The sequence below is a fragment of the Achromobacter sp. KK8 genome (assembly GCF_054188005.1).
On the sequence record NZ_CM135178.1, the window covers coordinates 1293312 to 1320229 of the forward strand.

Here is a 26918-nt window from a genome sequence, read left to right on the forward strand (position 1 = left end):
GGGGCGGCGTCAGGCGGCGCGCAGCCGCTGCAGGCGCGCCTCGCGCAGGCTCTGCTTGATGCGCGCCGGATCGCCCGCGCAGGAGCGAGCGATGGCGCCGGCATCCACGCCGCGCACGGCTTCGGCCCGATCGCGCCAGGCATTGCCATCCACCGGGCGCAGCACCGCCGCCGCCGCCAGCAGATCAAGGAAGCGCTCGGGCTTGCGCAACGCATCGACCCGCTCCATCAGCCCAAGCTGCGCATCGGCCGGGTCGGCGCCAGCCGCCTGCGCGGCATCCAGACCCGTCAACATCTCGGGCAACAGACGCGCGTAGTCGTTGCACTCGGTAGGCACGCGCAAGCGCCGGCCCAGGGCCTCGCGTCCGGGCGACAGCCGGCACAGCAGCGCATAACGGCCCGGCAGCGACAGCTTGCGCGCGGCCGCGCGATCGACGTCGCCACCGGTCTCCTCGGACCCTGTCAATTCGGGCATGACGCGCTCCAGCGCCCCCGACTGCCGCAACACGTCCAGCATGCGCGACGGCGCGGCCGCCATCAAGCCGCGCGACACTTCTTTCCAGACGCGCTCGGGCACCAGGGCGTCGGCCTCGCCGGCCTCGACCATCTGGCGGCACAGGGCCATGGTCTCGGGCGCGACGCTGAAGTCGGCGAAACGCGCGGCGAAGCGGGCCAGGCGCAGGATGCGCACGGGATCTTCCTGGAATGCCTCGCCCACATGGCGGAACACGCGGGCCCGGACGTCGGCGGCGCCGCCGAGCGGATCGACCAGTTCGCCGTCCTGCTTCTGCGCAATGGCGTTGACCGTCAGATCGCGGCGGCGCAGGTCCTCTTCGAGCGTGACGTCGGTGCCCGTGTAGAACGTGAAACCCTTGTAGCCGCGGCCCGACTTGCGTTCGGTGCGCGCCAGCGCGTATTCCTCTTTGGTGACCGGGTGCAGGAACACCGGGAAATCGCCACCCACCGGAATGAAGCCGCGCCGCGCCATGTCCTCGGGCGTGGCGCCGACCACCACCCAGTCGTGATCGCCGGGCGTCAGGCCGAGCAGCGCGTCGCGCACCGCGCCGCCCACGATGTAGGCCTGCAAGCCCTGCGTCGCCACATCCGCCGTCATGGCAGGGTGGTGCTTTCCGCGCCCAGCGGCACGACGTTGCCCAGCCGCTCTTTCAGCGACTGCGGCTGGCCGCTGAACATGGCGGCGTAGTAGACCGAGTTGGACATCACGTTCTTGACGTAGGTGCGCGTCTCGTTGAACGGAATGGTCTCGGCGAAGATCGCGCCTTCGACGGGGTGATTGAAGGTCGAGCGCCAGTTGTGCGGGCGGCGCGGACCGGCGTTGTAGCCGGCGCTGGCCAGCATCTGCGAACCGTTCAGGTCGCGCAGCACCATGTTCAGATAGTTGGTGCCCAGCTCGGTGTTGGTATCGAAGTCGTTGACGCTGTCGGGCGTGAAGTTGCTCATGCCGATCTTGCCCGCGACCCATTTGGCCGTGGCCGGCATCAGCTGCATCAGGCCGGAGGCGCCGACGTGCGAGCGCGCGTCCATGATGAAGCGCGATTCCTGGCGGATCAGGCCGTAGACCCAGGCGGGGTCGAGCGCGATGGCGTTGGCCTTGGCGGTGACGCGGCCCTCGAACGGCGCGATGAAGCGCTGGCTGAAGTCGAATTCCTTCTCGGTGCGGTCGGATGTGTTGACCACGCGGTCGTAGATGTTCTCGGCGCGTGCCAGTTCGGCGGCGGCAAGCAGTTGGCGGTCGCTCATGCCCCGCAACGCGAAGTTCCATTCGGGCACGGCTTCCTGGCGCCAGCCCAGGCGGAACAGCTGCACCGCGCGGCGCAGGCCCGGGTTGGCGCGGGCTTCGGCGATCTCGCTGTCGCTGATGGGCGCCGGGCGCGGCGGCACGGTGATGCGCCGGCCCAGTTCCTCGGCGGCCAGCTGGCCGTAGAAGTCGAAGCGGTCGGCGATGGAGGCGTAGGCCGCGTTGGCCTGCTCGCGACGGCCGGTGGCGGCCATGCCGCGCGCCTTCCAGTAGATCCAGGATGGATCCTGCTGTTGTGCTGCAGGCATCTGGTCGATGGACTCGATGACCCACTTCCAGTCGATCTTGGGCTGGCGTAGCGCCGCCCGCACCTTCCAGCCGGCGTTGTATTCCGTCATGCGGATATGGCCGGCTTCGTGGTACCAGTCGTCGGCGCGGCTGTCCAGGTTGAGCGCGGCCACCAGCGCGTACTGGCCACGGATCCAGGCCAGGTTCGACTTGGCCATGGACTTGGCCCATTCGCGCCGCAGGTAGGAATCGGCCACGTTGATGTCGGAACGGGCCAGGCGCGCCAGGGCGATGGTGACCAGTTCTTTTTCGTTGCGGCCCACCGGCAGGCGGTCCTGCCGCGTCAGCCAGCGCATCGGGTCCTTGATGAGGACGTCGTAGGTCTTCTGGTCGCGCGGCTCGAACATGTACTGCACGAACTTGCGCGCGTCGGTGGTCTTGTTGGCCTCGATGGCGTCGCGCAACTGCGGTTCGAGCTGGTCCCAGCCCAGGACGTTGTCGGCCACCAGCTGGTCGTACAGCGTCCAGCAGGCGCTGCCCGGCGCGAACACCGCCATGGCCTGCGCGGCCGTGGCACGCTGGCCGGTCATGTGCTTGGCGTTGAGGATGGCGCATTCGACCTGGGCGTTGCTGTTCTTGACCGGAGCCAGCTTGCGCACGGTCTCGAAGTCGCCGCTGCGCGCGGCGGCCAGCAGCCAGTCGGCGCGCAGCCGATCCGCCAGATAGGCATCGCCATTGCCGTTGATGAACTTCTGCAGCTCGGCGTTGGGACGCCCGCCCGCGGGCGGGCTCCACAGCTGATAGCGCAACAGCCAGTACTCCGGATACATGCCGAGCGGATCGGACTTGGCCTGGGGCACCAGGGCGCCCAGGATCGACCACTGCTTGCGATTCATGGCTTCGCGCGCGGCCACCACGGCGGCCAGCGCGGGCGTTTCGGCGGTGGGCGGCAAGCCCGCCAGCACGGCCGGCGGCACGGCGATGGCCGGTTGCGGCGCTTGCGCGGCGGGTTGCGGCTGGGTATTGACGGATGCGGTGCGCTGCTGGGCGTCGACGGGCGCGCAGGCCGCCGTGAACAGCGCCAGCAAGGGCAGCCAGCGGCGCAGGCCGGCGCGGGCGTCGGCGGTGCGCGGGGATTTCATGGCGGTTTTCTGATACCGTCCGGATTGCGGGCCGTGGAGCGCGGCCATGGGATTGCGCGCGGGCTTCATGCGCGGACCTTGAGGGCAGCTTGCGGATCCGCGCAGTGATAGGCGCAGAGGCAGGCGCGGCGATGCGCGTGATCGTTGGCGCGGCCGCCGGCGTGGCGACCGCCTGCGCGATGGCCCGCGCGCAGGTTCGCACCGTTAGACGTGTTATCGCTGACCCGCATTGTCGCCTTCATTTTCCACCCCTGTTACAGCTACCGCATGACTACGCAAAATACTCCAGAGGATACCGCAAGCCAGCTACGCACGCGATTGCGGAAACTGCGCGCCGAACTGCCTGAAGACCAACGCAGCCGCGGCGGTCTGCTGATGCGCGCGCGGCTGTTCACCTGGCTCAACGTGGCCCGCGACGAAGCCGTGCGGGCCGGCCGCCGCGCGCCCGCCGTCGTGGCGGCCTTCTGGCCCATGGAAGACGAGCCGGACCTGCGGCCGCTGCTGGAGCAATGGACCGAAAATGGTGTCACGGTGGCGCTGCCGGTGGTGCGCGAACGCAACGCGCCGCTGGCCTTCCTGCCCTGGACGCCCGACGCCGAACTGCGCGCCGGCCCCTATGGCATCCAGGAACCGGCGCGAGGGGCCGAGGTGCTGCCCGACGTGCTGCTGGTGCCCACCCTGGGTTACACCGAATCCGCCGACCGGCTCGGCTACGGTGGTGGCTACTACGACCGCACGCTGGCGGCGTTGCGCGAGCGCGGCCACGCCTTCACCACCATCGGCGTGGCCTGGAGCTGTGGCGAACTGGACCCCGGCTATGAACCCGCCGCCCACGACTTCCGCCTTGACGCCGTCATCACGCCGGACGGCTGGGTGCCGCATGCCCCGCAGGAACAACCCGGCCAGGGCGGCACCACGGTGCAACGCTACACGCTGCGCTGACGCACCAGTTTTGCCCCGGGGCTTGCACCAGAACGGTGCAAGCCCTATGATCTGACCCTGATATCCCCGATTGCCGCTTGCCGCGGCATCCCTCGCGGGCACCACCCCGCTCCGCCTGCGCGCGCCGTCCGCGCCGACGCCATGCCGTCGCGCAGCCCCACATTCGGACCCGTTCCGCCCCGCCCAGCCGGCAGCGGAAGCCGTCGTCCCGCCCACGCCATCGCTGCCTCCGTACATCCGGAGGGTAGCCAGCCGCCGCCGACCAGAGGATATTTACCTCCAGGCGGCCCCCCGTCGGCGCCAGCCCAAGCTGGCACACGGGTTGCTTATTCATTCAGACCGGCCACGCATGGCCGGACAACGGCCGCGCCCAAGCCGGCCGTCAGCATCTGCAACGGAGGAGCCATGAAGGACAGATCATCCCGTCCCGCCGCCTATGACGAAATGCGCGACAGCGCCGGCGGCATACGCTCCCACTACCAGGCCTTCGAGCGCTGGCACCAGGAGCAATCGGCCGAAGCCATGGCGGCGCGCCGCCTGGAGGCCGACCTGAGTTTCCGGCGGGTCGGCATCACTTTTTCGGTGGCGGGCGACGCCGCCGGCACCGAGCGCCTGATCCCGTTCGACATGATCCCGCGCATCATTCCCGCCGACGAATGGCGCCGCCTGGAGGCCGGCCTGAAACAGCGCGTGCGGGCGCTCAACATGTTCATCCACGACATCTATCACGGCCATGAGATCGTGCGCGCCGGCGTGGTGCCGGCCGAGCAGGTGTTCCTGAACGCCCAGTACCGCCCCGAAATGCAGGACGTGGACGTGGCCGAGGACATCTACTGCCACATCGCCGGGGTCGACATCGTGCGCGCCGGCGCCGGCGAGTTCTACGTGCTGGAGGACAACCTGCGGGTGCCGTCCGGCGTGTCGTACATGCTGGAGAACCGCAAGATGTCGATGCGGCTGATGCCCGACGCGTTCAGCCGCATCAAGGTCGAACCGGTGGCGCACTATCCCGACCTGCTGCTGGACAACCTGCGCGAAGTGGCGCCGCACGGCGGCGATGATCCCACGGTGGTGGTGCTGACGCCCGGCATGTACAACCCGGCCTATTTCGAGCACGCCTTCCTGGCGCAGCAGATGGGCGTGGAACTGGTGGAGGGCCAGGATCTTTTTGTCGAGCAGAACACGGTCTACATGCGCACCACGCAGGGGCCGCGCAAGGTGGACGTGATCTACCGCCGGCTGGATGACGACTTCCTGGATCCGTTGTCGTTCCGCGCCGACTCGGCGCTGGGCGTGCCGGGGCTGCTGTCGGTGTACCGCGCCGGCCGCGTTACGCTGGCCAATGCGATCGGCACGGGAATCGCCGACGACAAGTCCACCTATCTCTACGTGCCCGACATGATCCGCTTTTATCTGGGCGAGGAGCCGATCCTGTCGAACGTGCCGACCTGGCGCTGCGGCCGTCCCGACGAGCTGTCGCACGTGCTGGCCAACATGCACGACCTGGTGGTCAAGGAAGTGCATGGCGCTGGCGGCTACGGCATGCTGGTGGGTCCGTCCGCCTCGCGCGCCGAGGTCGAGTCGTTCAAGGAGCGCGTGCGCGCCAACCCCGCCAACTACATCGCGCAGCCCACGCTGGCCCTGTCCACGGTGCCGACCTACGTTGAATCCGGCGTGGCGCCGCGCCACGTCGACCTGCGCCCCTACGTGCTGTGCGGCAAGGACATCCGCACGGTGCCGGGCGGCCTGTGCCGCGTGGCGCTGACCGAAGGCTCGCTGGTGGTCAACAGCAGCCAGGGCGGCGGCACCAAGGACACCTGGGTTCTGGAGGAATAACGATGCTGAGCCGAACCGCCGACAATCTGTTCTGGATGTGCCGCTACACCGAGCGCGCCGAGAACACCGCCCGCATGCTGGACGTGAACCTGCAGATGTCGCTGCTGCCGCAGGACGCGCAGACCCGCGAAGGCTCGTGGAACGCCGTGCTGCGCATCTCCGAATTGCACCGCCTCTATCACGCCAAGCACGCCGCGATATCGCCGCAGGACGTGCTGCAGTACATGGTGCGCGACGCCGAGAACCCCTCGTCCATCTACAGCTGCATGCGCGCCGCGCGCGAAAACGCCCGCGCGGTGCGCGGCAGCCTCACCACCGAAGTCTGGGAGACCTACAACACCACCTGGCTGGAACTGCTCAAGCACCTGCACACCGGCCTGCTGGAACGCAACCCGGGCGAGTTCTTCGAATGGGTCAAGTTCCGCTCGCACCTTGCGCGCGGCGTCACCATCGGCACCATGCTGGAAGACGAGGCGCTGTACTTCCTGCGCATCGGCATGCACCTGGAGCGGGCGGACAACACCGCGCGGATGCTGGATGTGAAGTTCCACGAGCGCGACGGCGACGGCGCGCCGCAACAGCAACAGGAAGGCCGCGGCGAAGGCAGCCCTTCGGGCGCGCTGCAAAGCGAGTTCTACCGCTGGTCGGCGCTGCTCAGCTCGGTGTCCGGGCTGGAGATCTATCGCAAGGTGTACCGCGACGTCATCACGCCGGACCGCGTCGCCGAGCTGCTGATCCTGCATCCCGACATGCCGCGCTCGCTGCTGGCGGCCATGCGGGCGGTATCCGAGGATCTGGCCCGTGTGTCCAACCAGCGCTCGACCGAAACCCAGCGACGCGCCGGCATGCTGTGCGCCGAACTGCAATTCGGCCGCGTCGAGGACATCCTGCGCAGCGGTCTGCACCAGTACCTGGAGCACTTCCTGGACCGCATCAACGACCTGGGCAACCGGATCAGCCAGGACTTCCTGGTGCCGTTGTCGGCATGACAAGGAGACAGGCATGAAACAGATCATCACGCACGTCACGCACTACCGCTATACGGCGCCCGTCACCTACAGCATCCAGACCCTGCGGCTGACGCCGCGCGACGACGAACACCAGCGCGTGCTGCGCTGGCACATCGAGGCGCCCGGCGCGCTCGAGCAGCAGGTGGACGCCTACGGCAACATCACCCACACGCTGACGTTGAACCGCCCGCACACCGAGATCGAGCTGCGCGTGGTCGGGCAGGTATTGGTCGGCTCGCTGACGCAGGGCGCGCTGGGCGGCGAGGACAGCCGCCTGCCGGTGCACGCCTATTGCGTGCAGACGCCGCTGACGCAGGCTGATGACACCATCCTCGCCTTCGCCCACGCCGTGCTGCCCGACGGCCTGAACACGCCCGCCGACGTGCTGACACTGGCCACCGCGATCCACGACCGGGTCGCCTACGAGCCCGGCACCACTGACGTCACCACCGCCGCCGGCCAGGTGCTGGCGCTGGGCCATGGCGTCTGCCAGGACCACGCCCATCTGTTCCTGGCCTGCGTGCGCGGCCTGGGCGTGCCGGCCCGCTACGTCAGCGGCTACCTGTACACCACGGCCCAGCACGCCGCCAGCCATGCCTGGGCCGACGTCTGGCTGGCAGGCGCCGGCTGGACCAGCGTGGACGTGACCAACCGCCAGTTCGCCTCCGATTGCCACTGCCGCCTGGCGGTGGGGCGCGACTACGACTCGGCCTCGCCGGTGCGCGGCGTGCGCAGCGGCGGCGGCGAGGAATCCATGGAGGTCAACGTGCAGGTCCAGACCGCGGCCCAGCAATAACCCCGTCCGGCCACGCCGCAATACAATGCGGTGTGGCTTTTCCCTTTTTTCGATCATGACCTACTGCGTAGCCGCCCGCTTAGACGCCGGCCTGGTTTTCCTGTCCGATTCCCGCACCAATGCCGGGGTCGACCAGATCAGCGTATTCCGCAAGATGACCGTCTTCGAGCGTCCCGGCGAACGCATGATGGTGCTGATGACCTCCGGCAACCTGGCCGTCAGCCAGGCGGTGCTGAACGCGCTGGCGCGACAGCACGACGAGGGCGGCGAAACCGTCTGGAACGCGCCCGACATGTTCGAGGCCACCCGCCACGTCGGCGCGGCGGTGCGCGCGGTCTACCACCGCGAGGCCGCGGCCCTGCACGAACAGGGCGTGGACTTCAACGTCAGCCTGATCTTCGGCGGCCAGATCGGCAGCGAGCGCTGCCGCCTGTTCCAAGTGTATTCGGCCGGCAACTTCATCGAGGCCGGCTCGGAATGCCCGTACTTCCAGATCGGCGAGGCCAAGTACGGCAAGCCCATCCTGGACCGCGTGCTGCGTCCCGACACCTCGCTGGACGAGGCCGCCAAGTGCGCGCTGATCTCCATGGATTCGACGCTGCGCTCGAACATCTCGGTAGGCCTGCCGCTGGACCTGCTGGTCTACGACGCCGACGCGCTGCGCGTCACCCATTTCGCCAGCATTGACGAACACAACGAATATTTCCGCATGATCCGCGGCACCTGGGGCGAGCGCCTGCGCCAGGTGTTCGCCGAGATCCCCGATCCGCTCTGGACCCGTCCGGAAGACCCCGGCTCGCTGGTGCCCGCCAGCCGTATCCACCAGCCGCTGCGCGCCGAACCGGTGGACATGACGCCGCCGGCCTATCCGACGCCGCAGGTGCTGGCGCAAGACCCGGGGAAGGACCAGCCAAACTAGGCAGGACCTGTCTCACCGTACAAACCCGGCTTTCCGCTTCCCTAAGCCCGGCTTGTAAAACCGCAAATTCTCATCTTGCGGCTGGCGCGCCACACTGGCGCCAGCCCGCCATGCTTCGTCTTGCGGGTCGCCATAACACCATAAGGACGAGACATGACCCCGAATTTCCCGCGCGCCCTGCGGCGCCTGGCCGTGCCGTTGCTGGCGCTGGGCTGCCTGGCCGGCGGCTCCGCCGCGGCCCAGGGCGGCTATCCCAACCATCCCATTTCCCTGGTCGTGCCGTTCGCGGCGGGCGGTCCCACCGACGTAGTGGCCCGCAGCCTGGGCGCCGCCATGTCCAAGACGCTGGGCCAGAGCATCGTGGTCGAAAATCGTCCGGGCGCGGGCGGCACGCTGGCGGCCACGCACGTGGCGCGGGCAGCGCCGGACGGCTATACCTTCCTGATCCACCACAACGGCATGGCCACGGCGCCCGCGTTGTATCGCAAGCTGCCGTTCAACCCGCTCACCGACTTCGCCTACGTCGGCCAGGTGGCCGACGTCCCCATGACGCTGCTGGGCCGCAAGGACCTGCCGCCGGGCGACATGGTCGAATTCATCAAGTACGCGCGCGCCAATGGCAACAAGATCAACCTGGCCAACGCCGGCCTGGGCGCGGTCTCGCAGTTGTGCGGCATGCTGCTGCAGGAAGCGCTCGGGACGCAGTTCACCACCATTCCGTATGCCGGCACCGCGCCCGCGCTGACGGCGTTGCTGGGCGGCCAGGTGGATGTGCTGTGCGACCAGACCACGCAGACCATTCCGCACATCAAGGCGCAGCGGGTGAAGCTGTACGGCGTCACCACGCTCGACCGCATCAGGACGCTGCCGGACTCGCCGACCCTGCAGGAAAGTGGCGTGAAGGGCTTCGAGGTCAAGGTCTGGCACGGCGTCTATGCGCCCAAGGGCACGCCACCGGAAGTGGTGGCAAAGTTCAATGAGTCGCTGCGCGCGGCGCTGAAGGACCCCGCCTTCACGCAGAAGATGACCGAACTGGGCGCGGAGATCGTGCCCGAGGCCAAGCAGACGCCGGCCGGCCTGCAAAGCTGGCTGCAGTCGGAAGTGGACAAGTGGGGGCCGATCATCCGCAAGGCGGGCGTGTACGCGGACTGAAGCACCGGGCTCGCCCCGGACGTGCGCCTGCCGCCACCGCCCTGCCGACAAGTGGCGGCGGCAAGAGGCGCATGCCGGCAGCCCCGCGACGTGGCTGTGACACGTCGAAAAAAGGCCGGCAATGATTGCCGGCCTTTCCGTTGCCGCCTGACGAGCAGCCTGGCTGCTACACGCTCAGTTCCTTCCACACCGCCAGCGGCGCTTCGGCATGGTTGAGGGTGTAGAAGTGCAGGCCGGGCGCGCCGTTGTCCAGCAGGTTCTGGCACAGCTCGGTGACCACGTCCACGCCGAAGGCGCGGATCGAGGCCTTGTCATCGCCCAGTTCGGCCAGGCGCAGGCGGATCCAGCGCGGCACTTCGGCGCCGCACATTTCCGAGAAGCGCAGCAGCTGGGTGTGGTTGGTGATGGGCATGATGCCCGGCACGATCGGCACCCGCACACCCTTGGCCTGGGCCCGGTCGACGAAGTCGAAGTAGGCGTCGGCGTTGAAGAAGTACTGGGTGATGGCGGCATTGGCGCCCGCCTTGACCTTGGCCACGAAGTGATCCAGATCCGCCGACGGATTGGCGGCCTGCGGGTGCATTTCGGGATAGGCCGCCACTTCGATGTGGAACCAATCGCCCGTTTCCTCGCGGATGAACGACACCAGTTCGTTGGCGTAGCGCAGTTCGCCGGCGTCGCCGCCCATGCCCGAGGGCAGGTCGCCGCGCAGGGCGACCACGCGCCGCACGCCTTCGTTCTTGTAGGCCTGCAGGATGTCCCGCAGGTCCTGGCGCGAGGCGCCGACGCACGACAGGTGCGGCGCCGCATCGCAGCCCAGGTTACGCAGCGTGCGCACCGCGTCGGCCGTGCCGGCGCGGGTGGAGCCGCCGGCGCCGAACGTCACGCTGACGTACTTGGGCTGGATCGCCAGCATCTGCTTGGCCGCGCGGACCAGCCGCTCCTGGCCAGCCAGGTCACGAGGTGGAAAGAATTCCAGGCTGAACGCCGGAGAAGTCGAGTCGGACATATCGGATCAGTTATCCATAGCGCCACGCGCATCGCATGAAACGGGTGCCGCCCCCCTCGGGGTGCCGCGGAGCCGGCTTTGCCGGCCCGCTGGCACGCCCCCTTGAGGGGAGCGCGTGGCGCTCGGGGGTGGGAATTCAGGGGATCAGTTTGGTAAGCAGGCCCGAGATGATGCTGTACAGGATCGCACCGCCCACGGCCCACCAGAACCCGTTGACCTGGAAGCCCTTCAGCACGGAGCCGACGAACCAGAACAACAAGGCGTTGATGACGATGAGGAAGAGACCGAGCGTGACGATCGTGATGGGCAGTGTCAGCAGCACCAGCACCGGCTTGACCAGCATGTTGACCAGACCCAGCACCAGCGCGGCAATGAGCGCCGAACCGAAGCTGGCCACGGTGATGCCGGGCAGCAGGTAGGCAACGGCCAACAGGGCCACCGCGTTCAGGATCCAGACGAGTATCAATGCCATTGTTCGACCTCCTGTATTGACGCTCCGCGGCCCCGTCGTCGCCAGGCGAGACGGGCAAGCCCCGCGGACCGGAAAGCCCGCGCCGACATGGCGCGGCACCTCCCTATTTTGCTACAAGCATCAGTAGCGGTAGTGATTCGGCTTGTAAGGACCTTCGACCGGCACGCTGATGTAGTCGGCCTGGTCCTTGCGCAGCGTGGTCAGGTTCACGCCCAGCTTCTTCAGGTGCAGGCGCGCGACCTTCTCGTCCAGGTGCTTGGGCAGCACGTAGACTTCGCCCGACTTGTAGGCTTCGTTGCGCGTGAACAGCTCGATCTGGGCGATGGTCTGGTTGGCGAACGACGACGACATCACGAACGAGGGGTGGCCGGTGGCGCAGCCCAGGTTCACCAGGCGGCCTTGGGCCAGCAGGATGATGCGCTTGCCGTCCGGGAAGATGACGTGGTCGACTTGCGGCTTGATCTCTTCCCACTTGCAGTCGGCCAGGCTGGCGACGTCGATTTCGTTGTCGAAGTGGCCGATGTTGCAGACGATCGCCTGGTCCTTCATGGCGTTCATGTGCTCACGCGTGATGACGTGGTAGTTGCCGGTGGCGGTGACGAAGATGTCGCCATGGGCGGCGGCTTCTTCCATGGTCACGACCTTGAAGCCTTCCATGGCGGCCTGCAGGGCGCAGATCGGGTCGATTTCGGTGACCCACACCTGGGCGCGCAGGGCGACCAGCGCCTGGGCGCAACCCTTGCCCACGTCGCCATAGCCGGCGACCACGGCGATCTTGCCGGCGACCATCACGTCGGTGGCGCGCTTGATGCCGTCGACCAGCGATTCGCGGCAGCCGTACAGGTTGTCGAACTTGGACTTGGTGACCGAGTCGTTGACGTTGATGGCCGCGAAGGCCAGCTCGCCCTTCTGCGACATCTGGTACAGGCGGTGCACGCCGGTGGTGGTTTCCTCGGTCACGCCCTTGATCAGGGCCAGGCGCGTCGAGTACCACTTCGGATCACGCTCGAGCGTTTTCTTGATGGCGGCGAACAGCACGCGCTCTTCTTCGCTGCCGGGGTTGGCCAGCACCGAGATGTCCTTCTCGGCCTTGGTGCCCAGGTGCAGCATCAACGTGGCGTCGCCGCCGTCGTCGAGGATCATGTTGGCGTTCTGGCCATTGGGCCATTCGAAGATCTTGTGGGTGTACTGCCAGTACTCTTCCAGCGTTTCGCCCTTGACGGCGAAGACCGGCGTGCCCGACGCGGCGATGGCGGCGGCGGCGTGGTCCTGGGTCGAGAAGATGTTGCACGAGGCCCAGCGCACTTCGGCGCCCAGCGCCACCAGCGTTTCGATCAGAACGCCGGTCTGGATGGTCATGTGCAGGCTGCCGGCGATGCGGGCGCCCTTGAGCGGCTGCTTGGCGGCGAACTCTTCGCGGATGGCCATCAGGCCGGGCATTTCGGTTTCGGCGATGGCCAGCTCGCGACGGCCCCAGCCTGCCAGCGACAGGTCGGCGACGATGTAGTCGGAGAAGGATTTATCGGTGACAGCGTTCATGGTGTGTAGGCTCCACGTGAATGACGAACGGCGCACGATACGGCCGGACAACGCGAAACCACCACGACAATCGAGTGCTCGCCTTTTCCGCCGTACGCGACAAAGGTGAGCGCCGTTGCTGTAACGCCGTGCAAGGCACGGCGCTTGAACAAGGATTCCTGAGCCTGGCGAACCGGGTTCCGCGGGCCATGAGACATGGCGGGAACCGCAAGGTCGTCGCAACGCTCCTCAGGATTGACGGGCATTGTACCGGTTTGGCCCGGGCAGTGGAAAGCCCGGCATGCAATGTCGGATCGGCGGCGGTCAGCCTGCCGGGGCCAAGGGCCCGGCCAGCTCCGCGCCGGGGGTCAGCGGCACCAGCGATGCCAGCAGATCCGTGGCCACGGCGTCCCAGCTGCGCGTCAGGGCGTGCTCGCGCACGGCGTGCCGGTCCAGCGGCAAGGCGGCGCGGCAGGCATGGACCAGGTCGTCATCCAAGAAACCGGTGACGCCTTGCGTCACCACCGCCAGCGGCGCTTCGCTGCGGAACGCCGCCACCGGCGTGCCGCAGGCCATGGCCTCCAGCATCACCAGGCCGAACGTGTCCGTCAGGCTGGGAAACACGAAGACATCCGCCGCGCCGTAGAACGCCGGCAGGGCCTCGTCGTTCTGCATGCCCAGGAACACCGCCTGGGGAAAGCGCTTTTTCAGACGCGCCTCGTCGGGCCCCGCGCCCACCACCACCTTGCTGCCGGGCAGGTCCAGTGACAGGAAAGCATCCAGGTTCTTCTCGCGCGCCACGCGGCCGACCGACAGGAAGACGGGCCGCGGCAGGTCCTGGAACGCCTGGCCGGGGGTGGGCTGGAATTTGCGGGGATCGACACCGCGCGACCAGATGCGCAGATTGGCGAAGCCGCGCCGCACCAGGATGTCGCGCACCGTCGGCGTGGGCACCAGCACGCATTGCGACGGCCGGTGAAACCAGCGCAGGAAGCGCCACGGCAGCGCGGCCGGAATGCCCATGCGCGCCTGCAGGTAGTCGGGGAACATCGTGTGGAACGAAGTGGTGAAGCGCCAGCCGCGCGACAGCGCCATGCGGCGCGCCGCCAGGCCCAGCGGGCCTTCGGTGGCGATGTGGAGCGCGTCGGGCACGGTATCGCCCAGGATGCGGCGCAATTGCCGTCCGGGCTGCAGGCACAGCCGCAGGTCCGGCTCGGATGGGGCCGGCACGGTGCGGCTGCCCTGGGGATTCACCACGATCAGTTCGTGGCCCCACTCGGTGAGGATCTGCTGCATGGTCGTCCAGGTGCGGACGACGCCATTGACTTGCGGATGCCAGGCATCCGTAACCAGGACGATGCGCATGATGGGGCCGGAAGTGGGCAATAGCGCGATTTAGCCCGCGCCATGTGACACCCTCAAGACCGCGCCCGGCGCGGCCGGCCTAGTTGTTGCGGCGGGGATACCCTTGCGCCTTGATGCGGGTCCAGACCTCGCGCTTTTCCTCTTCCGTCATGAAGACCCAGTTGGCCACTTCCATGGCCGTGCGGCCGCAGCCCCGGCAGATATCGTCGAACAGCGTGGAACAAACGGCAACGCAGGGGGAATCCGAGGTGCGGAAGGCACGCTGCGCGTCCTCGGGCTCGGGCAACTCGGTCAGATCGGCAAAAGACGGATTCATGGCCGAAAGGTTAACACCAGCGGTGCGTCCCTTTTTGGATAGCCCTATCGCCCGCCGTGGCTTGATTGACAACGCGGGAAGGGGTCAATCCGGGCCGCATTTGCCCCTACTTCCGCTCCCAGCCGAAGAAGGCGGATACCTCGCGCAGCAACGCGTCCGGGGTTTCTTCGGCCAGATAGTGGGCGCCGGGCAACGGCCCGCCGTCGACCTCGTCGGCCACCGCCCGCCACAACCCCAGCACGTCGAAATTGCGCCCGACCGCGCCGCGCGCGCCCCACAGCACGCGCAGCGGCATGCGCAGGCGCTCGCCGGCCGCGCGGCCCTGGCGGTCATGCTCCAGGTCAAGCGTGGCGGAGGCGCGGTAGTCTTCGCAGATACCGGTGGCCCAGCCCGGCAGGCGCGCCGTGCGCTCGTACTCGGCCATCGCCTCGTCGGAAAAATGCGCCAGCCCGCCGGGGCGGCCGCCCATCACCGAACGCAGGTAGAACACCGGATCGCGCTCGATCATGGTCTCGGGCATGGGCGCGGGCTGGATCAGCCAGAACCAGTGGTAGTAGGCCTGGGCGAAGGCGCGGGTGGTGTTTTCGTACATGTCCAGCGTCGGCGCGATATCCAGCAGCATCATGCGTCCGACCGCCTCCGCGTGGTCCAGGCCCAGCCGGTGCGCCACGCGGGCGCCGCGGTCGTGGGCCAGGACGTCGAAGCGCTCGTGCCCCAGGGCACGCATCAGCGCCACCATATCGGCCGCCATGACGCGCTTGGAATGCGCGGCGTGGTCCGGCGTGGCCGCGGGCTTGTCGCTGTCGCCATAGCCGCGCAGGTCGGCGGCCACGCAGGTGTGGCGGCGCGTCAGTTCGGGCCAGACGCGATGCCAGATGGCGTGGGTCTGCGGATGGCCGTGCAACAGCAGCAAGGGCGGTCCCGAGCCATCGACACGGGCGGCGATGTGGATGCCATTGACCTCGTGGCGGCGCACGGGCAGATTGAAGAATGCGGTCATTGCGGTCTGTGCCTCTCAGTCTGTGGCATTCATTGGCCGAGCCGGTCGCGCACGCGGCGCGCCACGTCTTTCATCCAGGGATGCCGGGCCCAGTGGCCGGCCTCGAAGTGTTCCACATCCGCCAATTGCTGTAACGAGGCACCCACCATGTCCTGCCCCTGCGAAAACATGCGGCGGTGCCGCGCCGGCAGGTCGAAATGCCCGCTCCAGCCGTCCGCGGCCCGCACCGTGCCCGCCAGCGCATCGATCTCGACGCGGTTGCCGGCGGGATCGGACACCCGCGCCAGCAGCGCGTCAACGTCGGCCGGCGGCAGGCTCACCAGCAGCAGGCCGTTGTTGAGCGCGTTGAAGTAGAAAATCTCGCCGAAGCTGGCGGCCACGACCGCGCGGATGCCGTACTGCATGAGGCCCCAGACCGCGTGCTCGCGGCTGGAGCCGCAACCGAAATTGGGCCCTGCCACCAGCACCGCGGCGCCGGCGTAGGCGGGCTGGTTCAGCACGCAGTCCGGACGCGGCGCACCGTCGGCGTCAAAGCGCAGGTCATAGAGCAGGCCACGATCCAGCCCGGCCTTGTCGATGATGCGCAGGAACTGCTTGGGCATGATCTGGTCGGTGTCCAGATTGGAATACGGCAGGGGCGCGGCGACGCCGCTGATGATCTGGTTCATTGCGGGTTCTCCAGGTCGCGCACGTCGACGATGCGGCCGGCCAGGGCGGCGGCGGCGGCCATGGCGGGGCTCATCAGATGGGTGCGTCCGGCGCGGCCCTGGCGGCCTTCGAAGTTGCGGTTGGTGGTGGACGCGCAGCGCTCGCCCGGCCGCAGCACGTCGTCGTTCATGGCCAGGCACATCGAACAGCCCGGCTGGCGCCATTCGAAACCGGCGTCGACCAGCGTGGCGGCGATGCCTTCGGCCTCGGCCTGGGCGCGCACCGCGCCCGAGCCGGGCACCACCATCGCGCGCACGCCGCCGGCCACCTTGCGCCCGCGCACGACATCGGCCACCACGCGCAGGTCCTCGATGCGGCCGTTGGTGCACGAGCCGATGAAGACCCGATCGATGGGCACGCCGGCGATCGGCGCGCCCGGTTGCAAGCCGATGTATTCCACGGCCTTTTCCAGCGCCAGGCGCGCCAGCGCGTCCGGCTCGGACTGGGGATCGGGGACCGTGCCGGTGATCGGCATGGCCTGGTCGGGGCTGGTGCCCCAGGTCACGAAGGGCGCGATTTGCCTGGCGTCGAAGACATGTTCGGCGTCGAACGCCGCATCGGCGTCCGAGCGCAGGGTCGCCCAATAGGCGCGCGCCTGCGCCAGTTCCGCGGCGTCCAGGTGCCGGGCACGGGCGGCGACATAGGCGTCGGTGGTGGCGTCGGGCGCGATCAGCGCGGCGCGGGCGCCGGCTTCCACCGTCATGTTGCACAGGGTCATGCGGGCCTCTGCCGACAGGCCATCGATGGCGCTGCCGCAGTATTCCACCGCGTGGCCGCGCGCGCCCTGCGCGCCGATGCGATGCACCACGTAGATCACCAAATCCTTGGCCGACACGCCGGCGGGCAGATGACCGTCGACGCGGATGCGCATATTGCGCGCGACCCGGTACACCAGGGTCTGGGTAGCAAGGATGTGTTCGACTTCCGAGGTGCCGATGCCAAAGCCCAGCGCCCCCAGCGCGCCATAGGTGGTGGTGTGGCTGTCGCCGCACAGCACCACCATGCCCGGCAGGATCATGCCGTGCTCGGGCGCGATCACGTGCTCGATGCCCTGCAGCGGGTCGGTGGTGTCGAACAGCGCGATGCGCTGCTCGTCGCAATTGCGCTTGAGATTGCTGGCCTGGCGCGACGAGGCATCGTCGGGAATCACGCGCAGCGCGGCCGGCACCGGATGGGTGGGAATGATGTGATCCACCACCGCCATCTGCTGGCCGGGCCGCAGCGCCTGGCGGCCGCGCGCGGCCAGGCCGCTGAAGGCCTGCGGACTGGTGTACTCGTTCATGATGTGCAGGTCGACGTACAGCAGGATGTGTTCATCGTCGATGCGGGCCACCTCATGGCTGGCCACCAGCTTGTCGTATAGCGTCATGCCGGGCATGTCGGTGCTTCCTTGCAAAAAAACGCGCCCGCGCGGGGGCGCGATGAAACCTGTGTCGCCGCTCAGTTCGCCTCGATGCCGGCGTCCTTGACGATGCCGGCCCAGCGCGTGATCTCGCCCTTGACCATGGCATCGGTCTCGGCGGGCGTGGAGACCAGCGGATCGAAGCCCTCGCGGCGCATGCGTTCGGACAGCTCGGCCGATTGCAGCGCCTGCGCCAGCCTGACGTTGAGCGTGTCCACCACCGCCTGCGGCGTGCCGGCGGGCGCGCTGATCACGAACCAGGTGGTGAAAGCGTAGCCGGGCAGGCCGGACTCGGCGATGGTGGGCACGTCCGGCAGCAGCGGCGAACGCGTGGTGCCGGTGACGCCCAGCGCCTTGAGCTTCTTGCCGTCCACCTGCGGCTTGGCCGCGGACAGCACGGGGAAGCTCATCTGCACCTGGCCGCTGATGGTGTCCACCATGGCCGGACCGCCGCCCTTGTAGGGCACGTGCAGGATCTGCGTGCCGGACACCGACTTGAACAGTTCGGCGGCCATGTGGAAGGTGCTGCCGGTGCCGGCCGAACCGAAGCTCAGTTCATTGGCGGGACGCGCGCGGATGTAGTCGAGCAGTTCCTTGACATTGTTCACCGGCAGCGACGGCGACACCGTCAGCACATGCTGCGAGGTGCCCACCGTGCCGACCGAACGCAGGTCGCGCGCGGTGTCGAACGGCATGTTGCGAAACAGCGCCGGGTTGATCGCCAGCGACATGGTGTTGATGGCCAGCGTGTAGCCGTTCGGCTCGGCGCGGGCCACGGCGGCCATGCCGATATTGCCGGACGCGCCGGCGCGGTTCTCGACGATCATGCTCTGGCCCAGGGTCTTGCCCCAGGCGTCGGAAATCAGGCGGGCGGCGATATCGACGCTGCCGCCGGGCGCGAACGGCACGATCAAGGTGACCGGACGCTGCGGGAAGGCGTCGGCGGCAGTGGCTGGCGTCATCCAACAGGACGCCGCGGCGGCCAACGCGCACACCGTGCGCAACAGATGGGGGGGTTTCATGGGTCGGGTCTCCTCATGGGTGGCCGCGTCAGGCGGCTCTGCTATCGGTCAGGCCAGTGTATAAGCCCATTCCATTCTTATAATTTGTGAAATAAATAAATCTTTATTAAATTTGATTTATAAATAAAGCCATGGATGCGCTCTCCGATCTCGCCTTCTTCTCGCTACTGGTCAAGCACGGCAACCTGTCGGCGGCCGCGCGCGAACTGGGTCTGACGCCGCCCGCCGTCAGCACGCGGCTGGCCAAGCTTGAGCAGCGCCTGGGCGTGCGGCTGCTCAATCGCAGCACGCGACGCGTCAGCGTCACGCAGGAGGGTGAGCTGTACCTGGCCGAGGGCAGCCGTATCCTGGCCGATCTGCAGGCACTGGAACGATCCGTGTCCAGCAGCCGCGCCCAGCCGCAGGGCTTGCTGCGCCTGAACGCCACCTTCGGTTTCGGCCGTGCCCACGTGGCGCCCGCCATCTCCGATTTTGCGCGGCAATACCCTGAAGTCGAAGTGCAGCTGCGCCTGACCGACAGGCCCCTGAACCTGATCGAAGAAGGCTTCGATGCCGCGGTGCGCTTCGGCGACCTGCCCGACGCCCGCCTGACCGCGCGCAAGATCGCCTCCAATCGGCGCCTGCTGTGCGCGTCGCCGCGCTACCTGGACACCTTTGGCGAGCCGCGCGCGCCGGGCGAGCTGCAACGGCATCGCTGCATCGTGGTGCGCGAGAACGACGTCGCCTACGGCACCTGGCGGCTCGAATCCGGCACACGCACGGAAACGGTGAAAGTGCGCGGCCCGGTCAGTTCGAATGACGGCCAGAGCGCGCTGGAATGGGCCCTAGACGGCCACGGCATCGTCATGCGTTCGGAATGGGAGACCGCCGCGCTGCTGCGCGCCGGCCGCCTCCGCCAGGTGCTGACCGACTGGGCGACGCCGCCGGCGGACATCCATGTGCTGTACCCGGAGCGGCTAAACCTGCCTGCCAAGACATTGGCCTTCGTCGATTTCCTGGCGCAGCGCTTCGCCCGCCATCTGCGCGCGCCGGGTTCGCAGGCCGCCGTGTGGTGACGGACGTCCCGCGCGCTGTCAGATCTCGTCGATGGCGGTGCTGGCCGGCATGTCGCCGATGGCATAGCGGTCGCGCGTGGTGACGTAGAAGCTGGCGCCAAAGCGGCCCACCGGAAAATAATCCTGCAGCCGCACGCGCCAGGTGTCCGTGTCGATCAGGCCGTCGCGTGCATGCAGCCAGCGCACCTGGCCGATGAAGATCTGGCGGCTGGCGGTTTCCAGGGTCTCGAACAGGGTGCATTCGAATGCCACCGGCGCCTGCACGATGCGCGGCGGCGCCACCCGCTGGCTCGGCGCGGCGTCCAGGCCGGCGTGCGCCAGCTCGCTGACGTCGGCCGGCAGGCGATCGCCACAGCGGTGCATCTTCTCGGCCATGGCCTCATCGGTCAGGTGCACCACGAATTCGCGGTCGCGCGCAATATTGCGCGCCGTGTCCTTCAGGTTGCCGTCCTCGAGCCGGTTGATGCTGACCATGACGATGGGCGGATCCTCGCCCAGCATGTTGAACATGCTGAAGGGCGCGGCATTGACCACGCCGGTTTCGGACAGGGTGGTGATCAGCGCGATCGGCCTTGGCACGATCAGACTGGCCATCAGCTTGTAGCGCTGGTATTCGGTGATTGAATCGAAGTCGATGTCCATGTCAGGCCATTCCCAGCATCTGGGCCAGGGTTTGTGCGGGCTGCGGGCGCTCCAGGCTGATGCGCCGCTCCAGGTCCGCGAGATGGTTGTCGTTGATCTTGACCGCCTCGGCCACCTGCCCCTGTTCCATCAGGTCGACGATCTGCACGTGTTCGCCATGCTCGCAGGCGGCGTTGCCGGGCGGTTCATACAGCGCCACGATCAGCGAGCAGCGCGACACCAGTTCGGCCAGGTAGCCGTGCAGGATGGCGTTGCCCGACAGTTCGCCCAGGCGCACATGGAAGGCGCTGGCCTGGCGCGCCCAGGCAGGCTGGCCGGCGCGGTGCAGCAAGGCATGCTCGTCGCGCAACTGCTTGCGCAGCGAGGCGTAGTCGGCCTTGGTGGCGCGCGCGGCCGCCAGCGGCAACAGGGCCGCTTCCAGCGCGCGCCGCGCCTCGAAGATCTGGCGCGTGTCCTCGGGGGTGGGTTCGGCCACCACCGCGCCGCGGTTGTGGTGCAGGTCGACCACATGCTCGTGGGCAAGGCGCTGCAGCGCCTTGCGCGCGACCGAGCGCGAAACGCCGAAGATGTCGCACAGCGCCGCCTCGGGCAGCTTGGTGCCGGGCGTCAGCCGCTGGCTCATGACACTTTCATAGACCGCCTCGCAAATGCGGCGCTCCATGTCGGCATCGGGGGCCGTGTCCTCCAGGTGTTCGGACACGGCGGCGGTAGCGGCGCGGCGCGAAGGCGTCGCCCTGGGACGGGATTTGGCGGGATCGCGGGTAGGCATGGCGGACTCGGTGGCAACGAAGGCAAAGGGTCGATCAACGGGAAGACAGTCCGGTCGCCGGTGGCAGCCCATCGACGTGCGCGCAGATCTGGCCCGGCGTGGGGAACCAGATCTCGCCCCGGTCGCGCGCGGCCGCCAACGGGGCCAGCGCCCGGCGCAGGTGCCGCAGGCGGTAGGGCTGCCCCACGATATACGGATGCAGCGCGATGCCCATCACCAGGGGCTGGCGCTGCGCCTGGAGCCGCATTTCCTCGAACTGGTCGAGAATCATATCGGCAAAATCGCGCGCATCCATCTTGCGGCCCATGATCATGGGGATGTCGTTCAGCTCCTGCGGGTAGGGAATCGCCCACAGATCGCCGGCACGCGTGCGCATGCGCGTGGGCTGGTCGTCGTGGCACCAGTTCAAGGTGTAGCGGTAGCCGGTCTCGGCGAGCAGGTCCGGGGTGGCGCGGCTTTCCGAAATCCACGGCGACAGCCAGCCGGCCGGGGCGCTGCCGGCGTGGCGGCCGATGCGGTCGCGGCAGTGTTCCAGCAACGCCCGCTCCTCCGTTTCGCCCAGCCCCCCCTGGCGATGCGCGTTGCTGTAGCCGTGGCCGATCAGCTCGTCGCCGCGCGCCAGGCAGGCATCGACCAGTTCCGGACAATGGTCATACAGCGCGGTGTTGATCAGCGCGCCGGTCGGCAGACCCAACGCGTCGAACAGTTCCAGGCAGCGCCAGGCGCCCACCCGGTTGCCGTACTCGCGCCAGGCGTAATTGAGCACATCGGGATGCGGCGAGGCCGGCCCCAACTCGGCGCCCAGCCCCTCGCCGAAGGCGAAATGCTCGATGTTGAACCCCAGGTAGACGGCCAGCCGCGCGCCGTTGGGCCAGGCGTAGTCCGCGCGGCCGGTGATGGGCTGGTAGGCGAAACGGTCGTGGCCGGCCAGCGGCGCGGGAGTCCAGGGCGCGGCAGGCCCCGCATTAGTGCCTTGAAGCAGGGATGGATTCATTTTGGTGCAAATCCTGATGCATGATTGTGAACAAAAACCCTGTTCTTTTGAAAACAAAAACAGGATCCAACGTCGACAAACCACCGTTTTTCCCCTGGGGCACGCCACCGAAGCGCGGGTGGCATGGATCTTGCATCGGGAACGGCAGCAGCACCTCTCCCATGCAAGATCCATTCCACTTTCCAGGAGTGCCCCGATGCGCCCGACCCGCCGTTCCTTCATGCTCCGCGCCACTGCCGCCGCCCTGTTCGCGGCCGGCCTGGTCACGCAACCCGCGCTGGCCGCCGACCCCATCAAGATTGGCCTGATCACCGCCCTGTCGGGTGAATCGGCGCGTGCCGGCGAAGCCTTGACCCGCGGCATGACCGTCGCCATCGACGAGATCAACGCCAAGGGCGGCCTGCTGGGCGGGCGCCAGGTGGTGCTGGTGCGACGCGACGACGAAGGCAACCCCGCCAAGGGCATGGCCGCGGCGCGCGAGCTGATCTACAAGGAAAAGGTTGCCGTGCTGTTCGGCGGCCTGGATACCCCGGTGTCGATGGCGATCGTGCCCATCGTCAACCAGGAGAAGGTGCCATTCATGGGGCCCTGGGCCGCCGGCACCGCGATCACGCACAACAAGGGCAACCCCAACTTCGTGTTCCGCGTCTCGGCGATGGACGAGATCGTCGACAGCGCCATGGTGCAGTACGCCCGCAAGACGTTCCAGAGCGCCAAGCCGGGCATGATTCTGGTGAACAACCCCTGGGGCGAATCGAACGAAAAGGGGCTGGACGCCGCGCTCGCCGCCGCCAAGATCACGCCGGCCGGCGTCGAGAAATTCCAGCCCGCCGACCTCGACGTCACGCCGCAGCTGAGCCGCCTGAAAGCGGCCGGCGCCGACACGCTGTTCCTGGTCGGCAACGTCGGGCCCTCGGCGCAGGTGGTGAAGTCGCTGGACCGCATGGGCTGGAAGGTGCCGGTGGTGTCGCACTGGGGCCCGGCCGGCGGCCGCTTCACCGAGCTGGCCGGCCCCAACGCCAAGAACGTGCACTTCGTGCAGACCTACAGCTTCTTCGGCAAGCAGGGCCCGGTGGGCGAGAAAGTGATGCAGGCGCTCAAGGCCAAGTATTCCGACATCAAGGACCCGCAGGACATCACCCCGGCCGTGGGCGTGGCCAATGCCTATGACGGCATGCAACTGGCGGCGCTGGCGATCGCGCAGGCCGGTTCCACCGACGGCGACGCCGTGCGCCAGGGCTTCTACAAGATCGGCAAATACGAAGGCCTGATCAAGACCTACGAGCAGCCCTTCACGCCGGCCTCGCACGACGCCTTGCGCGAAGACGACTACGTGTGGACGCACTTCGTCGACAACCGCATCCTGCCCGTCAAGGGCGCGCAGTAAGCGCTAGGGGAGAGACGCATGCTGTGGATGTCCGCCATTGTCAGCGGCCTGGGCCTGGGTAGCATGTATGGGCTGATGGCCCTGGGCTTCTACCTGACCTACGCCGTATCCGGCACGGTCAACTTCGCGCAAGGCAGCTCCATGATGCTGGGCGCGGTGCTGACCTTTACCTTTGCGCAGACGCTGGGCTGGCCGCTGCTGGCCGCCTTGCCGCTGGCGCTGGCCCTGTGTGCGTTGTATGGCCTGGTGGTCGAGCGGCTGGCGGTCCGACCGTTCGCCAGCCGCGGCTCGAACGCCTGGCTCATGTCGACGGTGGCCTTGGGCATCGTGCTGGACAACCTGGTGATGTTCACCTTCGGCAAGGAGCCGCGCAGCCTGCCGTCTGCGCTGGCGCAAGCGCCGCTGGAAATCGGCGGCATGGGCTTGGGCGTGTATCCGCTGCAACTGCTGATCCCGCTGGTCGGACTGGCATTGGCTGCCGCCCTGCATGCGCTGTCGCGCCGCACACGCTGGGGAGTGGCGCTGCTTGCGGTGGTGCAGAACCCGAACGCGGCGCGCCTGATGGGCATTCCGGTGCGGCGCGCCATCATGGTCGCCTTTGCCGTCTCGACCCTGTTCGCTGGCGTGGCTGGCGCGCTGGTCGCGCCGCTGTTCAACGTGCAGGCCGACATGGGCACCCTGTTCGGACTGAAGGCCTTCGTGGTCGCCATCCTGGGCGGCATCACCAGCGCCTGGGGCGTCATGCTCGCCGGCCTGCTGTTCGGCGTGGCCGAAGGGCTGATCACCGTCGCCCTGGGTTCCGGCTATACCCAGATCATCAGCTTCACGCTGGTCATCGCCATCCTGGCCATGCGGCCCAACGGATTGTTCGGCCGCGCGGCCGTGAGGAAAGTCTGATGGCCCGGCGATCTGCATTCTCTTGGCCGGCGCTGGCCGTCTATGCCGTGCTGGCGGTCGTCAGCCTGGCCCTGGCGGCCAGCGTCAACGGCTATTACGTTTTCGTGATCGGCAACGTGGCTTTGCTGGCGCTTGCCGGCATCGGCCTGAACGTGCTGCTGGGGCTGACCGGCCAGATGTCGTTCGGCCATGCCGCGTTCTACGCCATCGGGGCGTACACGGTGGCGATCCTCACCGGCCAGGCGGGCTGGAATTTCTGGCTGGCATGGCCCGTTGCCGCGGCGGTGGCGGGCGTGTTCGGGCTGCTGCTGGCGCTCCCGGCGCTGCGAGTCCAAGGGCCCTACCTGGCGATGATCACGATCGCCTTCGGCTTCATCGTGGAACACACCCTGGTCGAGGGCGGCGATCTCACAGGCGGCCAGAACGGGTTGATGGGCATCGCCCAGCCCGCGCTCGGCGCGCTGGGCGGAGACCGCGGGGTGGCGATGCTCGCGATCGTGACGGTGTTCGCCGCGCTGGCCGGTTATGCCCTGCTGGCGCGCGGCAGCTGGGGCGCGGCCATGCGCGCGGTCAAGGACAGTGAAACGGCCAGCGAATCCATCGGCATCAACCCGCTGGTGGTGAAGGCCGTGGCCTTCATGGTGTCGGCGGCCGTGGTCGGCCTGGCGGGAGGCCTGTATGCGCCGCAGGCCGGCATGATCACGCCGCACAACTTCAACTTCATGCAGTCGATCCTGTTCGTGCTGGCCGTCACCATCGGCGGCGCCGGTTCGCTGGCGGGGCCCCTGCTGGGCGCGGTGGTGGTCGGACTGCTGCCCGAACTGCTGTCGAGCCTGGAGGAATATCGCCTGTTGTTCTTCGGCGCCTTCCTGCTCGTGGTGCTGTGGGCGGCGCCCGAAGGCGCGGCGGGACTGCTGGCCCGCTGGCGGCGACGCGCCCTGACACCGCGTCTGGCCCCACGCCAGGGTGGCCTGGCCGCCAACGGCCGGGCCCGCCGCGCCCTGCGCGCCGACACGCTGACCATGACGTTCGGCGGGGTGCGCGCGGTGCAGGGCGTATCGTTTCATGTCGCGCCCGCCGCCATCACCGCGTTGATCGGCCCCAATGGCGCGGGCAAGTCCACCGTCATCAACATGCTCAGCGGCTATTACCAGCCCACCAGCGGCAACGTCGCGCTGGGCGCCGCGCCACTGGCCGGCCTGCCGGCCCACCGCGTGGCGCGCGAGGGCATCGCGCGCACCTATCAGACCTCGCAGCTGTTCGACACTTTGAGTGTCGAGGACAACGTCGCACTGGGCCTGTTGCGCGGCCGGCTGGGCGGCCTGCTGGCCGCGCGCCGTTATCTGTCGTCCGATGCGCGCGAGCGGGCCCGCGCCCTGCTGGCCTTTTGCGGATACGAAGGCGCCCTGGACACGCCGGCCGCCGATCTTGCGCACGTGGATCGCAGGCTGGTGGAGATCGCCCGCGCGCTGGCCACCGACGCCGACGTCCTGTTGATGGACGAGCCCGCGGCGGGCCTGTCCCGCGAGGACAAGACACGACTGGCCGCCCTGCTGCGGCGCATTGCCGAGGCCGGCGCCGGCGTGCTGCTGGTCGAGCACGACATGGCATTGGTGATGGGCGTCTCGGACCACGTTGTCGCCATCGACGCGGGGCGCGAGTTGGCGCAGGGATCCACCGGCGAGATCCAGCAGTCCGAAGCCGTGCGGCAAGCCTACCTGGGCGACGATGCGGCGCGCCAGGCGCCCACGGCGCGTGCGCGTCCGGTTACCGGCGGCGTCGCGCCGGAAGTGCTGGGAGTGGGCAACCTGACCACCGGCTACGGCGCCAACCCGGTGCTGCATGGCATCGACCTGCAGGTGCGCGAGGGCGAAATGGTCGCGCTGCTGGGCGCCAACGGCGCCGGCAAGTCGACGCTGATGCGCACGCTGGCCGGGCTGCACCGGCCCGTCCAGGGCGGCATGCACCTGCAAGGGCAGGAATTGCAGGGACTGAGCGCGGACCGCATCGTGGCGCGAGGGCTGGTCCTGGTGCCCGAGGGGCGGCAGGTGTTCCCGGACCTGAGCGTGCTAGAGAACATCCGGCTGGGCGCCTTCCTGCATCCGGCCGATCGCGAAGCGCGCGTAGAGGAGATGCTGACGCGTTTTCCGCGCCTGCGCGAACGGCTGCACCAGCGGGCCGGCCTGCTGTCCGGCGGCGAACAGCAGATGCTGGCGATCGCGCGCGGGCTGATGTCCAAGCCGGTGATCCTGTTGCTGGACGAGCCATCCCTGGGCCTGGCGCCGAAGATCATCGACGAATTGTTCGAAGCGCTGGACAGGCTGCGGGCGGAATCGATGACGATCCTGCTGGTGGACCAGATGGCCGCGCTGGCGCTGGCGCTGGCCGACCGCGCCTACGTGCTGGAGTCCGGCCGCGTGACGGCGCACGGCACGGCGCGGGAAATCGCCGCGGATGGGGCGCTGGCGCGCGCCTACCTCGGCACCTGAATGCAGCAAGCCTGGCACACCAGGCTTGCT

24 protein-coding genes and 1 riboswitch are annotated in these 26918 nt (G+C 68.2%); of the genes, 10 read left to right on the forward strand and 14 right to left on the reverse strand.

Annotation, left to right across the window (positions count from 1 at the left end):
- Positions 1 to 9: 9 nt before the first annotated feature.
- Together ACVN9Z_RS05950 and ACVN9Z_RS05955 are read right to left on the reverse strand one after the other, a co-directional pair.
- Positions 10 to 1113 (reverse strand): CCA tRNA nucleotidyltransferase, encoded by a 1104-nt coding sequence (locus ACVN9Z_RS05950; protein ID WP_458213228.1) that lies wholly within the window; start codon positions 1111 to 1113, stop codon positions 10 to 12.
- Complete coding sequence (locus ACVN9Z_RS05955; RefSeq protein ID WP_161801354.1) at positions 1110 to 3188, reverse strand: lytic transglycosylase domain-containing protein; 2079 nt, start codon at positions 3186 to 3188, stop codon at positions 1110 to 1112. The genes ACVN9Z_RS05950 and ACVN9Z_RS05955 overlap by 4 nt, the downstream gene beginning before the upstream one ends.
- Positions 3189 to 3455: 267 nt before the next feature.
- On the opposite strand from ACVN9Z_RS05955, the gene ACVN9Z_RS05960 reads away from it, so the two are divergent.
- The 6 genes from ACVN9Z_RS05960 (at position 3456) to ACVN9Z_RS05985 (ending at position 9843) form a co-directional block, all read left to right on the forward strand.
- The gene (locus tag ACVN9Z_RS05960) at positions 3456 to 4130 is read left to right on the forward strand and encodes a 5-formyltetrahydrofolate cyclo-ligase (protein ID WP_035184374.1); all 675 of its coding nucleotides are present in this window, start codon (positions 3456 to 3458) and stop codon (positions 4128 to 4130) included.
- 405 nt (positions 4131 to 4535) lie between these two features.
- Positions 4536 to 5966 carry a circularly permuted type 2 ATP-grasp protein gene (locus ACVN9Z_RS05965; protein ID WP_458213229.1) on the forward strand — a complete coding sequence of 477 codons (1431 nt, stop codon included), beginning with the start codon at positions 4536 to 4538 and terminating at the stop codon, positions 5964 to 5966.
- Positions 5967 to 5968: 2 nt separating this feature from the next.
- Positions 5969 to 6955 (forward strand): alpha-E domain-containing protein, encoded by a 987-nt coding sequence (locus ACVN9Z_RS05970; RefSeq protein WP_049055700.1) that lies wholly within the window; start codon positions 5969 to 5971, stop codon positions 6953 to 6955.
- 13 nt (positions 6956 to 6968) lie between these two features.
- Positions 6969 to 7772 (forward strand): transglutaminase family protein, encoded by an 804-nt coding sequence (locus tag ACVN9Z_RS05975; RefSeq protein WP_024070704.1) that lies wholly within the window; start codon positions 6969 to 6971, stop codon positions 7770 to 7772.
- Positions 7773 to 7827: 55 nt separating this feature from the next.
- On the forward strand, positions 7828 to 8691 hold the full coding sequence (locus ACVN9Z_RS05980) for a peptidase (protein WP_458213230.1): 864 nt from the start codon (positions 7828 to 7830) through the stop codon (positions 8689 to 8691).
- Between the two features lie 153 nt (positions 8692 to 8844).
- Positions 8845 to 9843 (forward strand): tripartite tricarboxylate transporter substrate-binding protein, encoded by a 999-nt coding sequence (locus ACVN9Z_RS05985; RefSeq protein ID WP_458213231.1) that lies wholly within the window; start codon positions 8845 to 8847, stop codon positions 9841 to 9843.
- A 166-nt stretch (positions 9844 to 10009) separates the two neighbouring features.
- Here the strand turns inward: ACVN9Z_RS05985 and metF are convergent, their stop codons facing one another.
- The 9 genes from metF to ACVN9Z_RS06030 form a co-directional block, all read right to left on the reverse strand.
- Complete coding sequence (gene metF / locus ACVN9Z_RS05990) at positions 10010 to 10852, reverse strand: methylenetetrahydrofolate reductase [NAD(P)H] (RefSeq protein WP_020925929.1); 843 nt, start codon at positions 10850 to 10852, stop codon at positions 10010 to 10012.
- Between the two features lie 136 nt (positions 10853 to 10988).
- Positions 10989 to 11324, reverse strand: a complete 336-nt coding sequence (locus ACVN9Z_RS05995; RefSeq protein WP_006389784.1) for a phage holin family protein — start codon at positions 11322 to 11324, stop codon at positions 10989 to 10991.
- A gap of 120 nt (positions 11325 to 11444) precedes the next feature.
- On the reverse strand, positions 11445 to 12863 hold the full coding sequence (ahcY, locus tag ACVN9Z_RS06000) for an adenosylhomocysteinase (RefSeq protein ID WP_006389783.1): 1419 nt from the start codon (positions 12861 to 12863) through the stop codon (positions 11445 to 11447).
- Positions 12864 to 12963: 100 nt separating this feature from the next.
- A riboswitch (S-adenosyl-L-homocysteine riboswitch) is annotated at positions 12964 to 13099 on the reverse strand.
- A gap of 67 nt (positions 13100 to 13166) precedes the next feature.
- Positions 13167 to 14207, reverse strand: a complete 1041-nt coding sequence (locus tag ACVN9Z_RS06005; protein ID WP_054485600.1) for a glycosyltransferase family 4 protein — start codon at positions 14205 to 14207, stop codon at positions 13167 to 13169.
- 79 nt (positions 14208 to 14286) lie between these two features.
- The gene (locus tag ACVN9Z_RS06010) at positions 14287 to 14523 is read right to left on the reverse strand and encodes a DUF1289 domain-containing protein (RefSeq protein WP_006389781.1); all 237 of its coding nucleotides are present in this window, start codon (positions 14521 to 14523) and stop codon (positions 14287 to 14289) included.
- Positions 14524 to 14629: 106 nt separating this feature from the next.
- Positions 14630 to 15523: an alpha/beta fold hydrolase gene (locus ACVN9Z_RS06015; RefSeq protein WP_458213232.1), complete on the reverse strand. Its 894-nt coding sequence runs from the start codon at positions 15521 to 15523 to the stop codon at positions 14630 to 14632.
- A gap of 29 nt (positions 15524 to 15552) precedes the next feature.
- Entirely contained in the window at positions 15553 to 16191 is a 639-nt protein-coding gene (gene leuD / locus ACVN9Z_RS06020; RefSeq protein ID WP_006389779.1) for a 3-isopropylmalate dehydratase small subunit, read from the reverse strand.
- Positions 16188 to 17609, reverse strand: coding sequence for a 3-isopropylmalate dehydratase large subunit (gene leuC, locus ACVN9Z_RS06025; RefSeq protein WP_458213233.1), 1422 nt, complete (start codon positions 17607 to 17609; stop codon positions 16188 to 16190). Before leuC ends, leuD begins: the two co-directional genes overlap by 4 nt.
- Positions 17610 to 17671: 62 nt before the next feature.
- Positions 17672 to 18655, reverse strand: a complete 984-nt coding sequence (locus ACVN9Z_RS06030) for a Bug family tripartite tricarboxylate transporter substrate binding protein (protein WP_458213234.1) — start codon at positions 18653 to 18655, stop codon at positions 17672 to 17674.
- Positions 18656 to 18786: 131 nt separating this feature from the next.
- Here ACVN9Z_RS06030 and ACVN9Z_RS06035 point away from each other — a divergent pair, with 131 nt between their 5' ends.
- Entirely contained in the window at positions 18787 to 19710 is a 924-nt protein-coding gene (locus tag ACVN9Z_RS06035; RefSeq protein ID WP_458213235.1) for a LysR family transcriptional regulator, read from the forward strand.
- An 18-nt stretch (positions 19711 to 19728) separates the two neighbouring features.
- Here ACVN9Z_RS06035 and ACVN9Z_RS06040 read toward each other — a convergent pair whose 3' ends face one another.
- The 3 genes from ACVN9Z_RS06040 to ACVN9Z_RS06050 are packed head-to-tail and all read right to left on the reverse strand — an operon-like array spanning position 19729 to position 22115.
- A complete protein-coding gene (locus ACVN9Z_RS06040; RefSeq protein ID WP_020925921.1) occupies positions 19729 to 20352 on the reverse strand; it encodes a flavin reductase family protein in 624 nt (207 codons plus the stop codon).
- 1 nt (position 20353) lies between these two features.
- Positions 20354 to 21121 carry a GntR family transcriptional regulator gene (locus ACVN9Z_RS06045; protein ID WP_054497962.1) on the reverse strand — a complete coding sequence of 256 codons (768 nt, stop codon included), beginning with the start codon at positions 21119 to 21121 and terminating at the stop codon, positions 20354 to 20356.
- Between the two features lie 34 nt (positions 21122 to 21155).
- The gene (locus ACVN9Z_RS06050; protein ID WP_458213236.1) at positions 21156 to 22115 is read right to left on the reverse strand and encodes a polysaccharide deacetylase family protein; all 960 of its coding nucleotides are present in this window, start codon (positions 22113 to 22115) and stop codon (positions 21156 to 21158) included.
- A 196-nt stretch (positions 22116 to 22311) separates the two neighbouring features.
- On the opposite strand from ACVN9Z_RS06050, the gene ACVN9Z_RS06055 reads away from it, so the two are divergent.
- From ACVN9Z_RS06055 to ACVN9Z_RS06065, 3 genes are read left to right on the forward strand one after another with little or no spacing between them, the layout of a single operon-like run.
- Positions 22312 to 23502: an ABC transporter substrate-binding protein gene (locus ACVN9Z_RS06055; RefSeq protein WP_458213237.1), complete on the forward strand. Its 1191-nt coding sequence runs from the start codon at positions 22312 to 22314 to the stop codon at positions 23500 to 23502.
- An 18-nt stretch (positions 23503 to 23520) separates the two neighbouring features.
- The gene (locus ACVN9Z_RS06060) at positions 23521 to 24399 is read left to right on the forward strand and encodes a branched-chain amino acid ABC transporter permease (protein ID WP_173000094.1); all 879 of its coding nucleotides are present in this window, start codon (positions 23521 to 23523) and stop codon (positions 24397 to 24399) included.
- Positions 24399 to 26888, forward strand: a complete 2490-nt coding sequence (locus ACVN9Z_RS06065) for a branched-chain amino acid ABC transporter ATP-binding protein/permease (protein ID WP_458213238.1) — start codon at positions 24399 to 24401, stop codon at positions 26886 to 26888. Before ACVN9Z_RS06060 ends, ACVN9Z_RS06065 begins: the two co-directional genes overlap by 1 nt.
- Positions 26889 to 26918: the final 30 nt, after the last annotated feature.